Raw genomic sequence first — 14912 nt, forward strand, 5'->3', positions numbered from 1 at the left:
ACTTCTTCGAAGTATTTTTTAGTGAATTTAGACGGGAATATATAAAATAAGAAAAATATATGTTAGAATATAAAACTGTCTTCACATTACTGAATGACGGAAGGAAAACCATCATGAAACGTTTGAAATTCTTCATTCTTTTCGCAGTACTCCTGTTCGTTGTACTCTTTTACCGTACCTATGAACAATATCAGGAGATCAGCAAGGTACAAAAACTCATCGTTCTGCATGAGAGTAAATCGCTTGCCGAATTCATCTCTTCCTTCCGCCAGACCTATCAGGATGTCTTTCTTCGTGAACATATAAAGATCACCGATTCTACGCTTAATCTACTCCCGGTCAAGACCATTACCGAGATCAGCGAACATTTCAGTTCAAAGATCAACGGGGAGATCGTCGTACGTACGGTCTCTGACCGTCCCAGGAACCCTCTCAACAAAGTGGACCGTTTTGAAGCACAGATGATAAACTATTTCAAATCCCATCCCAAAGAAAAATACAAATTCGTGGAAAATGAGGAGACCTACAGTTACATCAAACCGCTTTATATCGAAAAGAGCTGTCTGCGTTGCCACGGAAAACGTGAAGAGGCTGTGCCCAGCATCCGAAAACGATATGACAAAGCCTATGACTATAAACTGGGTGAAATACGCGGTGTGATGCATATTAAGATCAAAGAACGCGATCTTTTTACCGGACTCTATGGCAACTTCCTGAGTTCTCTTCTGGCAGCAATACTGATCTATGTGCTGCTTCTTGTGGTCATCTATCTTCTGATTAAACGCATACACCGGAAGGAAGAGGAGTATCTTGCAAGGCTGGAAGAGGATATTGCGAAAAAGACACGTGAAATCAGCAGGCAGAAAGAGACTTTTGAAACGTTGTTTGAGAAATCATCGGACGGTATTCTTATCGTGGATGGTCCAACCTTTATCGAATGTAATGAAAAAATGGTTGAGATACTTAAGTACGGTTCAAAAAAGGAACTGCTTAATATGCACTATAGCGATATGGTTCCCAAGTTTCAGCCCGATGGAAGGAACTCCTATGAAAAATCAAAAGAGATGGTAGATCTGGCCAGGAGATACAAAGGATACCAGTTTGAATGTGTCTACTTGAGAGCCAATGGAGAAAAGTTCCTGGCCGAAGTGACGTTGACCCCTATTCTGCTGGAGGAAAAACATGTCATCTATACAGTGGTAAGAGATATTTCAGAGAAGAAAAAAGCCCAGATGGAACTGCTCAGACAAAAAGATATACTGCATCATCAGGCACATCATGATGCCCTTACCGGGCTGCCAAACCGGATACTTTTTTCCGACCGGCTTGAACATGGGCTTAAACTGGCAGAAAGACAACTCAGTAAAGTGGCCCTCTTCTTTATTGATCTGGACAACTTCAAGCAGATCAACGATTCGCTCGGGCACCACATAGGTGATAAGGTGCTTAAAGTCGTTTCGGAACGACTGAAGGCAAAGATACGCAAAGAAGATACCCTTGCCAGGCTGGGTGGTGACGAATTCACTATTATCATGGAAAATTTCAATGAAATTCAGGAAGTTTCCGGTCTGGCACAGAAAATACAGACAGTATTGACCCAGCCGATGCATATAGAGGGGCACACGCTCTATATCTCCTGCAGTATCGGAATCTCTTTTTATCCGCAGGATGCACAGGATGCCAATGACCTTCTAAAATATGCCGATGCAGCGATGTACAAAGCCAAAGAGGAGGGGCGTAACAATTTCCAGTTTTACTCTTCGGAAATGACAACACTGGCCTATGAACGTGTAGTCATGGAAGCGAGCCTTCGCCAGGCGATCAAAAATGAAGAATTCCTTCTTTATTATCAGCCACAGGTCAATGCCCAAACCAGCAGGATGATCGGAATGGAAGCGCTGATACGCTGGAAACACCCGCATCTGGGCATGATTCTTCCTGACAAGTTCATTCCACTCGCCGAAGAGACTGGGTTGATTTTGGAGATAGACAGGTGGGTGATGCGCACGGCGATGAGACAGGTACGCCAATGGTATGCACGCGGACTTGACCCCGGTGTGCTTTCACTGAATCTTTCCATGCGGCAGTTAAAAGATGGCCGTTTCATCGATGTACTGAAAGAGTGTCTTGATACGATGTCGTTTAAGTCCGTATGGCTGGAGCTGGAAGTGACCGAGGGACAGATGATGAAAAATCCTGATGAGGCAGTAGCAATACTTGACGAGATCAAAGCAATGGGTATCAGTGTTGCTATTGACGATTTCGGTACGGGCTACTCTTCCCTAAGTTATCTGAAACGTCTACCCGTCAGTAGACTCAAGATAGACCAGAGTTTTATTCACGGGATCCCGGAAGACAGAGAAAATGCCGCCATCGTCAAAGCAACCATTGCTCTGGCAAAAAGCCTTAATCTTCAGATCATTGCTGAAGGTGTTGAAAATGAAGCACAAAAGGCGTTTCTCGTCTACAACGGGTGTATTTTTATGCAGGGATATTACTACGGCAGACCGATGACGGCAAAGCAGATAGAAATAAAGTGTTTTGATATCTGTTAAGAGAGAACTTAAACGGTGCAATGACCTATATCAAAGTTTTGGACCGATATTAACGTTAAAATAAAAGATAAACTACAGAATTTGGAGAATATAGATGAAAAAAACAGTTTTCTTCTTGGCAAGCACACTTTTACTGAGTCAGATGCTATTGGCTGAGGAGCCTAAGATCATACAAAAAGAATTGCCGCTTACGCAGATGCAAAAGCAGAACAAGACCATTGTAAAAATGGCAGCTGAAGGGCTGAATGAGAACCTGCCTCAAAAAGTGGATGACTACACTACATTGACGCAGGTTGAAGCGAAAGATGAAACGTTAATATATGTTTTTGAGATCAACACCGGTGCGAAAAGTGATGAAGCTGTGCAGAAAGAGGATAGAACACGGATGCAAAAAGCGGTGACTAATGGTATATGCCATAGTTCAAAACGCTTTTTGGATGCCCATATCAATATTGCCTATATCTACCGAAGTGCAAAAAGCAAAAAGGAATTGTTCCGTTTCGATATCAAGAGAGAAGATTGCGAATATTTTGACTAGTCTTGTAACATTTTAGGCTGTAGTGACAAAAATAGTACCGGTTTATTGATTTCTGATGATAAAATTTATTATAATATAACTATTATTGATTATAAATATGATGGATGGGCAAAAATATAGATCAAAGAGAAATATGATGACTTCGGGAAAAATTGAAATGGATGAAAGACTAAAAGAGCGTTTTGAACTTGCGCTCTGTGGCAGTAAAACATCCATTCTAGATTGGGATATGGTGAATCATACACTCTATATTTCTCCAAGTTGGAAAGAGATGCTTGGCTATAGGGACAAGGAACTTCCCAATACTGAAGGTACATGGAAGAAACTGGCATATCCAGGGGACATAGTGACTGTTATGAAGTCACTCAAAGAGCATATAAGGGAACATCGTAAAGTATTTGAGAACAACCATCGTCTGCAACATAAGGACGGACACTGGATATGGGTGCTTGGAAGAGCACGTATCATCTATGATAAAGAGGGGGATGCGATCCGGATGGTGGGTACGCATACCGATATTACCGAAGAAAAAGAACTGCAGCTCAAGTACTTTCAGCAAGCACAGATATTGGAACAGATACATGATGCGGTGATATCGCTTGACATGAACGGGTTCATCAGAAGCTGGAACAAGGGCTCAGAGATACTTTTTGAGTATCGAGCTGATGAGATAATCGGTAAAAACTTCTCCGTTCTGTTTCCGGACAATACCACAGACACGTATGAAAAAGGGATATCCGAGCTAAAGGAGAATGGGGAGTACAAAGCAGAGATGCTCTTGCAGAAAAAATCAGGAGAACCTCTCTATGCCGTACTTTCATTCTCGCTTTTAAAGGATGAGAATGAAGAGACAACGGGAATTGTTAGTTATGCCCATGATATCACAGAACAAAAAAAGGCTGAAGCGGTATTACTGGAACAAAAGAATATTTTGCGTTACCAGGCACACCACGATGCATTAACACGCCTTCCAAATCGCGTACTTTTTTTCGACAGGTTGGAACAAAGCATTCGAAAGACAGAGCGATCTAAAAAGGATTTTGCACTTTTCTTCATCGACCTGGACAAATTCAAGCATATCAATGATTCTTTGGGACACAGTATCGGTGACAGGGTTCTCAGGGCTACGGCAAAACGCATAGAAGAGACCATCCGGCAGGAGGACACACTTGCGCGTTTGAGCGGTGACGAATTTACAGTGATCATGGAAGATCTGGGGTATCCTGAAAATGCTTCTGTTTTGGCTGAGAAAATCCTCTTAGTCCTGCAAAAGCCTATGTACATTGATGAATATACATTGTATATTTCAGGGAGTATCGGTATCAGTCTCTATCCACAGGATGCCATGGATGCGGAAAGCCTGTTGAAATATGCTGATACGGCTATGTACAAGGCCAAGGAGAATGGCCGAAATACCTTCGAGTTCTATGCCTCTGAGATGACGGAGTATGCTCTGGAACGTATGGCAATGAAAACAAGTCTGAAAGAAGCGATAGGAAAAGAGGAACTCTGTATTCATTACCAGCCTCAGATTGATGCAAGAACAGAGAAGATAATCGGTCTTGAGGCACTTGTCAGATGGCAGCACCCCACAAGAGGCCTGCTCTATCCTGAAGTATTTATCGGCCTGGCAGAAGAGACAGGGTTGATCGTCGATATTGACAGGTGGGTGATGCGAACAGCTATGAAACAGGTTTCTGCCTGGCACGGGGAGGCATTACTCTCTGATATACTTGCTTTGAACATCTCCATCAAGCAGCTTGAAGGGCATCACTTCATGGAAGAGATAGAAAGGGCTCTTAATGACTTTGCTTTCAAGCCGGCATGGCTGGAGTTGGAGATCGCTGAAGGGCAGGTCATGAAGAATCATACCGAGATGATTACAAGACTCGAGAAACTCAGTGCCATGGGCATAGGTATATCGATAGATGATTTCGGTACAGGATACTCCTCGCTTTCCCTTTTGAAACGTCTGCCTATCAACCGTTTGAAGATCGACAAGTCTTTTATAATGGATATACCAGGCGATGAAGAAGATATGGCTATTGTCAAAGCGATTATCGCACTGGCGGACAGCCTGAAACTCGATATTATTGCCGAAGGGGTTGAAACAGATGCCCAGAAAGATTTTTTGGTCAAGAACGGCTGTACCAAAATACAGGGGTTTTACTATAGTCGACCCATTACTTCAGAACAGGTGAGGTATTTTCTTCAAAAACACCAATAATGGTAAAAATGGCAATATGCCATATTTTTATATCTATCTTTTTTTTTGTGATATAGTGAATAAAAAAGTGAATAGTATAGATGTTCCTGCATATAGATATCGACAGTTTTTTCGCTTCTGCCGAACGTACGGTAGATCCTTCCCTGAAAGGTATACCTATGGCGGTAGGAAACCGGAGCAATCTTGAGATTTTCAACCGGAAACGTACCAATATCAGACTGATGAATAATAACAGCGGTGCTTTTGTAACACCGGTCTTCTACAGTGACAGAAAAAAGATCTTTGACTCCTACTTCATAGACAAAATAGATGGAAAAAATAAAATACGGGGCATCATTACTACGGCCAGCTATGAAGCGAGGAAGTACGGTGTCAAGACAGGCATGCCCATTGCCCAGGCTTTGCATCTTTGCCCTTTGATGGTGGTGGTACCTTCCCATTATCCCCTTTATCACAGGCTTTCGCATAAGATACATACTTTGATGCTGCAGGAGATGCCACTGGTAGAACAGTTCAGCATAGACGAGTTCTTTGCCGATGTCAGCGGATGGATAGCAGATGAGGATGTCTATGCATTTGCCATAGATCTTAAAATGAAGATGATTGAGCAGTTCGACATCCCAGTATCCATAGGTATTTCACAGGCTAAATGGATCGCAAAACTTGCTACGGAGTCGGCAAAACCTTTTGGGGTCTATGAAGTCAAAGATATTGATGCCTACATTGAAAATATTCCCATTAAAGCGTTTCCTGGTATAGGCAAAGGTTTCCAGAAGCGTCTGGAGGAACGATACATTAAAACGCTGGGGGACGTAAAGCGGAACAAGCCGCTTTTCTACTCCTGGAAAAAGCCGGGCATACAACTCTACCACAGAGTGACAGGTACATGTAATGAAGGTATTGAAGGCAGGGGAGAGAGGAAGTCCATCGGGATCAGCAGAACTTTCGACCCGATCCATGAGAGTAATGAAATCAAAAGGCGTATCATGGTCATGGCTCGTCATATCAGCTATATGGTCATGGCGATCGAAGTCAACCCGACGACTTACCATCTGAAAATTAACTACGAGTATGGCATCAGAGTAAAAAAGAGTGAGACGGTCAACAGGCTCTTCAGTGAACAGCTCTTCAAAAGTGCACTTTCCAGAATGTATGAGGAGATGATGCTGCCGGGTAGGGGAGCGATAAAGCTGACGCTTAATGTATCAAACTTTACGATACATCATGCCAGAACGCTTTCCCTGTTCGATTTGAACGATGATATCTCTGCCAATGTACTCTCCTGTCATATCCACTCTCTTAGAGAGAGGTTTGGACTTGATATCGTCAAAACAGCAGATGAACTATAGGACACCTCTAATATTAGAGGTGTCCTATAGTATAATACATCATGAATTTTTTAAAAAAACTTTTATACTTTAAAACGTATCGGGAACTCAAACCGGAAGTACTTCAAAACCTTTTTTCGTCCATAGGAAGGACAGTAATTCCTCTTATCATGCTTGAAACGATCCTGCTTTTCATGCTTCTTCCCTCTATGGGAAAAATAATGTACTTGTGGTATGTCGCGATCTTTTCTCTTTCCATATCGCGGCTCTATGACGGCTACCAGTATAGGGGAAACCTAAAAAAACACTCTTTGGAATATTGGCATAAACAATTCATTATTAAAGCTTGGGGAACTGCTTTTTTATTGGGATGTCTGGCTCTGTTTACTATTCCGAACTTAAGTGAGTATTATCAGCTTTTCGTATTTATGATCCTTATAGGCATCAGTGGTGGGGCGGTCGTATCCCTCTCCTCGGACCACCGCATGGCCATAGGCTATATCATGATACTGCTATTGCCTGTTGCGGTAGAAATGCTTCTGTTGCAGACATGGAATACGGTCATCATCGGACTATTACTGATACTCTATTTCATTACATTGACAAATATGGTGTTCCATGGCTATGATACCAATCTTCTGATGGATAGAAAGAATGAAGAGATCGCAAAGGTACAGTCTGAGCTCCAAACCAAGCAGGAGATGCTGGCACTCTTTTTCGAACAGGCTCCCATCGGGATATTCACATATAATACCGATCTTGTCATTACGGATTGCAATCAGGCTTTTCTTGATCTTTTTGCTCTTCAAAAAGAAGAGATCATCGGAAGAAGTCTGAGTCAGCTTCCCGACAACAGCCCTGTTAGGCCTGCGAAAAAAGCACTCACAGAAGGGCCTCAAACCTATGTGGGACCTTATATGTCAATAAAAGGTTTCAATTACTGGATAGAAGCGAAGTCTGCTCCTCTTTACAGCAGGGAAAAAAAAGTAATCGGAGGTCTTATCCTGATAGAGGATAAGACAAAAGAGCATAATGCTATCAAAGAGTTGGAATATAATGCCATGCATGACTCTTTGACATCGCTGAATAACCGAAGAGGATTTATAGATTTCATGGAAAAGATGGTTTCCATGGCAGAGCATCAGAGATATTATTCCATCCTTTTCTATATGGATCTCAACCAGTTTAAATACATCAATGACTCCCTGGGCCATTCTTTTGGAGACAAACTGCTTGTAGCAGTAGCGGAACGACTCAAGCAACTTGTAGATGCGCATAACAATCTCACAAGAATGGGAGGAGACGAGTTCATTATAGTTGCTCCTTTCATAGATGAGTTGCCAGATAAAACAAAAAATAGAGCAGAAGAATACGTTAAAAAGATAGAGAAAAGCTTCAATGAACCTTTTATACTGGATGATGTCCTCCTGCATGTGAGAACAAGTATAGGAGTAGTTATCATCGAACCAGGTTTCAATGATATCGAAGAGATCGTCAGACATGCGGATGTTTCCATGTACCAGGCGAAGAAACACGGCCATGATTTTATATCCTATTACAACAAAGCATTGGATGAAGAACGTAAAAAAGTTTTTAATCTACAGCATGAACTCATTTCTGCCCTGCATGACAATGCGTTGGAGCTTTACTACCAGCCTATAGTCAAAATCAAAGACGACTCATTGCATGCAGCAGAGGCACTCATTCGCTGGGAACACCCTGTACAGGGACTGGTCATGCCTGAAGATTTCATTCCTGTGGCGATTGAATCTGGCATCATTGTAGAGGTAGGCTGGTGGGTGCTTGAGACGGTGTGCCGGCAGATAAAAGAGTGGAAAGAGGTGGGCAGATGGAAAGTGAATTATATCTCCATCAATATCAATGCAAAGCAGCTGCTGAAAAACAATTTTGCCCAGACCTTCCTTGACAAACTTACAGAATACGGAGTCAATAGTTCCGATATCAAAATAGAGATCACGGAAACTTCTCTAATCGATAATTTTGAAATGACCCAGGATGTCATAGTGGAATTACAGCAGAGTGGTATCAGGTGTGTTATTGATGATTTCGGTACGGGGTATTCGTCACTCTCCTATCTTAAAAAACTTTCTTTCTCCGTTTTGAAGATCGACAGGGAGTTCATGTCCGGTCTTGTCGATGATGAGGAGAGTATCGCCCTGATGCGTACCATGATCAGTATAGGAAAACAGCTTCATTACAATGTGATTATAGAAGGGATAGAGAATGCCACACAAAGAGATATCCTCAGGGAGATAGACAATACTCTGAGTTATCAGGGATATGTTATCAGTCCGCCTCTTCCAGAGGAGGAATTTACAGAGAAGTTCCTGGTTTAAAAAACGATCTGTCCGTCGTTCTGCATACGCATCATGATCTCTTTGGCCTTTTGATGGCCCTGGAAAGAGGCTTTTCTACACCATTCGATAGCTTTTTCCTTATCTTCCTCGCACCCCAGTCCCATGTCGTAGAGTGCACCAAGGTTGAATTGTGCCGAAGCATTGCCCGCCATGGCAGCTTTTTTAAAAAGAACATAGGCTTTATTGTAATCCTGTTCTACGCCACGTCCCTCTTTGAACATGGCTGCAAGGTTGTTGAAAGCATCGATGTTTCCTCTTTTGGCTGCCTCTTCGTACCAGAATGCAGCTTCTGAGAAATTCTGTTCGCATCCTTCACCCTCTTCAAGCATCAGGGCTGCTTCGAACTGTGCAATGGGTACTTCCCTTGTTGCCGCTTCGAGGTAGTTCTCAAAGGCTTTTTTTGAATCCTGCTGGACACCGAATCCCCTGAAATAAAGGAATCCCAGATAGTAGAACGAAGTAGGTTCTTTCTCTTCGGCCAGAGCAGAATAGAGTACAAAGGCCTTATCGTATTCTTTGGCATTCAGTGCATTGAATGCTTCCTGTAGCTGCGCAGTCATCTCAGGCACCGAACCCTTCAAGCTCCGCATTGACCTTTGTTATTTTGTTTTGAGCCTCTTCAAGGGCTTTTTTATTCTCCGCAATGACCTGCTCGGGTGCGTTGGCAACGAATTTTTCATTGTTCAGCATACCCGAAAGCTTTTGTATTTCCTTTTCAAGTTTCTCTTTCTGCTTGGAAAGCTTGCCGATGATCGCAGACATGTCGATATCTTCCGTGGAGATCATCGTCTCCAAGCTGTCAGAGACATCGGTAACACAGTTTGGCAGCTTTTCATCTACAAAAGTGATCTCTTCCACTTTTCCGAGCTTCTCTATGAAGGGCTTGAGCAGGGCTCTATCAGCTTCTTTGTTGAACTTGATAGCCGCCTTTTCGATCTTCTGATTCCCTTTCTCGATGAGTGTTTTGCAACGTCTGACTGAGACGATCGCCTCAATGGCAAGGTTGAACTGCTCGGCGATTTCTTCATCGATCTCGGTCACTTTCGGGTAAGGCATGACCATAATGGAAGTAGCGTCACTAAGTTCAGTTCCGGAAAGTCTCTGATAGAGGTTTTCAGTGATGAACGGCATAAAAGGGTGAAGCAGCTTCAGCGACTCTTTGAAGATGCTTCCCAGTTCTGCCACACTCTCTTTGCTTGCTTTGCTCAGCTCAATGCCCCAGTCACAGAACTCACCCCACATGAAGCGGTAGAGTGTGGTTGCCGCATCGTTGAAGTGGTATTGGTCGATGTAGTCTCTGGTCTCTTTGACCGCAAGGTTGAAACGGGAGAGCATGTAGCGTCCCAGCGGTGTGTTGATATTCCTTTGGTCCAGGTCTGTAAAAGTATCCTGGTTGAGTTGCAGATAATTGGCCGCATTGAAAAGCTTGTTGGTGAAGTTACGGCTCTGCTCGAGCTTCTCTTCGCTCAGCTTGATGTCGCGTCCCTGTACGGCAAGTACGGCAAGCGTAAACCTGAGTGCGTCAGTAGAATACTTCTCTATCATAACAAGCGGGTCGATGACATTCCCTTTGGATTTAGACATCTTTTCGCCTTTTTCATCTTTGACCAGTGCATGCAGATAAATGTCTTTGAAAGGGAGTTCTCCGGTAATGTTCTCGCCCATCATCAACATTCTGGCAACCCAGAAGAAGAGAATGTCAAATCCGGTAATAAGAAGCTGGTTGGGGTAGAACTCTTTCATATCCTCCTCGAACCACTTTTCGTTCTTAAAGGCTTCACCGTTACCCCAGCCAAGTGTTGAGAAAGGCCAGAGTCCGGAAGAGAACCAGGTATCGAGCACATCTTCATCCTGATGGATATTGGTCGATCCGCATTTGATACATTTTATAGGTGTTTCCCCGTCAAAGGCAAACTCTGCACCGCAGTCGTCGCAGTACATGACCGGTATCTGGTGTCCCCACCAGAGCTGACGGGAGATACACCAGTCACGCAGTTCACTCATCCATGCATTGTAAGAGTTGATCCAGTGAGAAGGAAAGAACTCCGCTTCACCGTTGTTGACTTTTTCGATGGATGCTTTGGCAAACTCTTTTTTGACGAACCACTGTTTGGAGATATAGGGTTCCACAATGTTCTTGCAGCGGTAGCAGTGCCCGACCTGATGGGCATGCTCTTCCACTTTTTCCACGAAACCTTCTTCTTCGAGTTTTGCCATAATGGGTTCTCTTGCTTCGAGACGCTCCATACCCGCGAACTCTCCGCACTCTTCGTTGAGAATACCTTTCTCATCGAAGATAGTGATGAAGTCGAGGTTATGTCTTTTGCCTACTTCGTAGTCGTTTGGGTCATGTGCCGGTGTAACTTTTACGACTCCCGTACCGAACTCCATATCGACGTGTTCATCGGCGATGATCTTCACTTCACGTCCGATAAGTGGAAGTGTGACGCTCTTTCCAATGAGGTGTTTGTAGCGTTCATCGTTGGGATTGACCATCACGGCAGTATCTCCAAAATAGGTCTCCGGACGTGTGGTTGCCACGATAACAAAGCCTGAACCGTCCGTCAGCGGATATCTGAGATGGTAAAGATGCCCCATATGGTCTTCATGTTCCACTTCAATGTCGGAGAGGGCACCGTCATGGGTACACCAGTTGATCATGTAGTTCCCGCGGACAATATCGCCGTTGTCGTACATCTGCTTGAAAGATTTTTTGACGGCATTGGCCAGTCCTTCATCCATCGTGAAACGCTCACGGCTCCAGGCAGGTGATACACCGAGTTTTCTGAGCTGTTTGGTAATGGCATTCCCTGAACTGTCTTTTTGCTGCCACGCTCTTTTGAGAAAGGCTTCTCTGCCTATCTCCTCTTTGGTGGTTCCTTCTGCCAGAAGCTGTTTCTCAACGACATTCTGTGTCGCGATCCCTGCATGGTCCGTACCGGGCTGCCAGAGTGTTTTGAACCCGTCCATTCTCTTGTAACGCACGATGATGTCCTGAAGGGTAAATGTCAGTCCGTGGCCGATGTGAAGGTGCCCGGTAACATTGGGAGGAGGCATCATGATACAGAAGTTCTTTCCCTTTTCCTGTATCTCCCGGTTGCCACCTGTCTCAAAATATCCGCGTTCTTCCCAGATTTTGTAGTAGTTCTCTTCGATCTCTTTTGGATTGTAGACGTTCTTTTTTGTTTCACTCACTAACGATCCTTCTAAACACTAAACGCTAAACGTTTAGCTCTATATTTGCCGCGATTATATCTAAATGGTGCTTTTTCTTTTATGGGCAGTCATTCATATCTTTTGGTCTTTGCCAAAAAAGTAGTAAATGGCTGCGCCGAGAAAGTAGAGAAAAAAGACAAGGATAAACCAGATGATCTTTGTTGCAGAGTCTTTAAAGTCACTTTTAACTATATCTATCAATGCCCACAGCCAGAAGATGAAAACTGCCAGGCCGATCAGCATTCCTATCATTGCACCTATTGCTTCCATGGTTTACTCCTGTATGTCACTGTCTAAAACAGCGGTGTTTTGTTTTGTTTGTGCCATTTGAGGATGCTTTTCCATGCTTCCTCAGCTGTTTCTGCATAGGAAAAAATATCGAGGTCCTCTTTTGCGATGACACCTTCTTCATATAAGAATTCAAAATCGATGATCCTCTCCCAATAGGAACGGCAAACCAGTACCACTGGGATGGGAGGGTTCTTTCCTGTTTGTATCAGGGTAAGCAGATCGAAGAGTTCGTCGAGAGTTCCAAAGCCTCCCGGAAATACTACAAGTGCCTTTGCACGCTGCATAAAATGCAGCTTTCGTATGGCAAAATAGCGGAAATGAAAGCTTAGTTCAGGTGTGATATAGGGATTTGGCTCCTGTTCATGAGGAAGTTCGATGTTCAGTCCGATAGATTTGGCACCGACTTCATGCGCACCGCGGTTTGCTGCTTCCATAATGCCGGGCCCTCCGCCGGTCATCAATGTGACATAGGTGTCATCAGGACCTTTGCCTGCTTTGCCCACCAATTTTCCAAAATGGCGTGCTTCTTCATAGTAATGGCTCTTCTCCACGATCCTTTCTGCCGAACGAAGCTGGGCAAGCAGTGCTTCTGAATTGGGTTTTGATTTGAATTTTTTCTTGATCTTCTCCAGTTTTTTGAGTGCTTCATCAAAAGGGATGACACGCGCACTTCCAAAAACGACAATGGTATGTTCTATGCCATCATTTTTGAGTTTTGTTTCCGCTTTGAGATAGTCAAGCTCCAGCCTTACCCCCCGGGCATCATTGGAATAGAGGAATGCTTCATCCTCTTTTGTATATCTATGTATAATAGTATGATTATTCTTCAGTGTTTTTTTGTTATTTTTCTTCATGCAAATATTATACAGTCAATCATGTTATAATTATCATAGAAGTAAGTGAAAAAGTAAGTGAAAAATAGATAATACAGTAAAGAGAAAAAATGAAAAATATTGCGATACTTTGTTCAGGAGGGGATGTTTCCGGGATGAATGCGGCATTGAAAAGGTTTGTCGACTATGCTTTCGATCAGGGAATGAGACCTTTTTTTGTCGAGAATGGCTATGAAGGCTTGATCGACAACAAGATAAGTGCAGCTGCCTACAGTGATGTAGCCGGTATCATTTCCATTGGAGGCACTAAAATACGGACTTCAAGATCTGAACGTTTCAAGGAATCATCCTACAGGCAAATAGCACTGGAAAATCTCCGTGAACACGGTATAACCGGCCTTGTAGTCCTGGGAGGTGACGGTTCTTTCAAAGGTATGCAGAAGCTTTCAGAAGAATGTAACGACATCGGTTTTATAGGGATTCCTTCAACTATTGATAATGATATTGCCGGCACACAGTACTGTCTCGGAGTCGATACGGCACTGAATGCCATCAGGGTGGCGATCGATTCCATCCGCGATACCGCCTCCTCATTCGGTCGGGCATTTGTCATTGAAGTAATGGGGAGGGAGTGCGGCTATCTGGCACTTGTCTCGGCCCTTACCTCAGGTGCAGAGATGTGCCTGATACCTGAGGTTCCCTATAATCTTGAAGTCTATAAAGAAGAGTTCCTCGAAGAGAAAGAGCAGGGCAGGTCCTACTTTATCGCTATCGTTTCCGAAGCATTGAAAAATACCGAACAGATCGTCCAATGGTTCGAAGAGGAGATCGCTATAGAGTCACGCATGACAGTGTTGGGACACATCCAGCGAGGAGGCATTCCGACCGTGCATGACCGCCTGATGGCTTTTCATTTTGTTACCACTGCCATTGATGCGCTGCGTGAGGGAATCAAAAGCACAGTGGTCTGTTATGATGACGGTATGTTTCTCTGCAAAGACATAAAGGATGTCGCCTTCAAAAAGTACATGATAGATGAGGACCTGTTAGCGTTGGGAAAAGAATTTGAATCACCACAGCATAAACAGGTATAATTCCAAATAAACCATTAAGAAAAAAGGATACATATAATGAAAGAAAAAATTGATAAGGTAATAGAAAAAGTAGAAAAATCAGATAAGGTGACCCCAGAAGACAAACCTTTGATCATACAGAAGCTCAAAGAGTGGAGGGAAGAAGACAATGCCATTAACGATATTGCCGTTAGATTCGAGAACTGGTGGATGGAGGTCGAACCGATCTTCGCTGAGATGGGATTGGTGTAATTGACATTCTATACCCAGTACACCTATGAGAAAAAATGGGTGAGAACGAGTGAAAAAGATGCTTTAAAAATGATTACTGAAGAAATGCCGGAAACAGATCCTAAATCAACGCTTCAGTATATTCTCTCGGAGATCAAAAAAGGCAAGACCGTCACACTGGGTACGTGCCGCTTTCGCCTGGAAGCTTAAAAAGAACCTCTCTTAACAGGTAACTGCGGAAA

Annotated in this window: 12 protein-coding genes; 8 read left to right on the top strand and 4 right to left on the bottom strand. The window is 43.5% G+C overall.

The window, feature by feature from the left end; genetic code table 11:
- Positions 1-113 precede the first annotated feature (113 nt).
- From YH65_RS11225 to YH65_RS05290, 5 genes are all read left to right on the top strand, one after another.
- A complete protein-coding gene (locus tag YH65_RS11225; RefSeq protein ID WP_052746099.1) occupies positions 114-2555 on the top strand; it encodes an EAL domain-containing protein in 2442 nt (813 codons plus the stop codon).
- 94 nt (positions 2556-2649) lie between these two features.
- Entirely contained in the window at positions 2650-3093 is a 444-nt protein-coding gene (locus YH65_RS05275) for a hypothetical protein (RefSeq protein ID WP_046550949.1), read from the top strand.
- Positions 3094-3229: 136 nt separating this feature from the next.
- Positions 3230-5320, top strand: coding sequence for a bifunctional diguanylate cyclase/phosphodiesterase (locus YH65_RS05280; RefSeq protein WP_245609231.1), 2091 nt, complete (start codon positions 3230-3232; stop codon positions 5318-5320).
- Positions 5321-5400: 80 nt separating this feature from the next.
- A complete protein-coding gene (locus YH65_RS05285) occupies positions 5401-6669 on the top strand; it encodes a Y-family DNA polymerase (protein WP_046550951.1) in 1269 nt (422 codons plus the stop codon).
- A 41-nt stretch (positions 6670-6710) separates the two neighbouring features.
- Positions 6711-9005 carry a putative bifunctional diguanylate cyclase/phosphodiesterase gene (locus YH65_RS05290; protein ID WP_084722033.1) on the top strand — a complete coding sequence of 765 codons (2295 nt, stop codon included), beginning with the start codon at positions 6711-6713 and terminating at the stop codon, positions 9003-9005.
- Here YH65_RS05290 and YH65_RS05295 read toward each other — a convergent pair.
- From YH65_RS05295 to YH65_RS05310, 4 genes are all read right to left on the bottom strand, one after another.
- Positions 9002-9616: a tetratricopeptide repeat protein gene (locus YH65_RS05295; protein WP_342666065.1), complete on the bottom strand. Its 615-nt coding sequence runs from the start codon at positions 9614-9616 to the stop codon at positions 9002-9004. The genes YH65_RS05290 and YH65_RS05295 overlap by 4 nt on opposite strands.
- Positions 9588-12221 (bottom strand): valine--tRNA ligase, encoded by a 2634-nt coding sequence (locus tag YH65_RS05300; RefSeq protein WP_046550954.1) that lies wholly within the window; start codon positions 12219-12221, stop codon positions 9588-9590. Before YH65_RS05300 ends, YH65_RS05295 begins: the two co-directional genes overlap by 29 nt.
- A gap of 93 nt (positions 12222-12314) precedes the next feature.
- Positions 12315-12512 carry a PLDc N-terminal domain-containing protein gene (locus YH65_RS05305; protein ID WP_046550955.1) on the bottom strand — a complete coding sequence of 66 codons (198 nt, stop codon included), beginning with the start codon at positions 12510-12512 and terminating at the stop codon, positions 12315-12317.
- 23 nt (positions 12513-12535) lie between these two features.
- A complete protein-coding gene (locus YH65_RS05310) occupies positions 12536-13387 on the bottom strand; it encodes an LOG family protein (protein ID WP_046550956.1) in 852 nt (283 codons plus the stop codon).
- Between the two features lie 89 nt (positions 13388-13476).
- On the opposite strand from YH65_RS05310, the gene YH65_RS05315 reads away from it, so the two are divergent.
- The 3 genes from YH65_RS05315 to YH65_RS05325 are packed head-to-tail and all read left to right on the top strand — an operon-like array spanning position 13477 to position 14880.
- The gene (locus YH65_RS05315; protein WP_046550957.1) at positions 13477-14460 is read left to right on the top strand and encodes a 6-phosphofructokinase; all 984 of its coding nucleotides are present in this window, start codon (positions 13477-13479) and stop codon (positions 14458-14460) included.
- Positions 14461-14496: 36 nt separating this feature from the next.
- Complete coding sequence (locus YH65_RS05320) at positions 14497-14691, top strand: hypothetical protein (protein WP_046550958.1); 195 nt, start codon at positions 14497-14499, stop codon at positions 14689-14691.
- Entirely contained in the window at positions 14692-14880 is a 189-nt protein-coding gene (locus YH65_RS05325) for a hypothetical protein (protein WP_046550959.1), read from the top strand.
- Positions 14881-14912 lie beyond the last annotated feature (32 nt).

This window comes from Sulfurovum lithotrophicum (assembly GCF_000987835.1).
GTDB lineage: Bacteria > Campylobacterota > Campylobacteria > Campylobacterales > Sulfurovaceae > Sulfurovum > Sulfurovum lithotrophicum.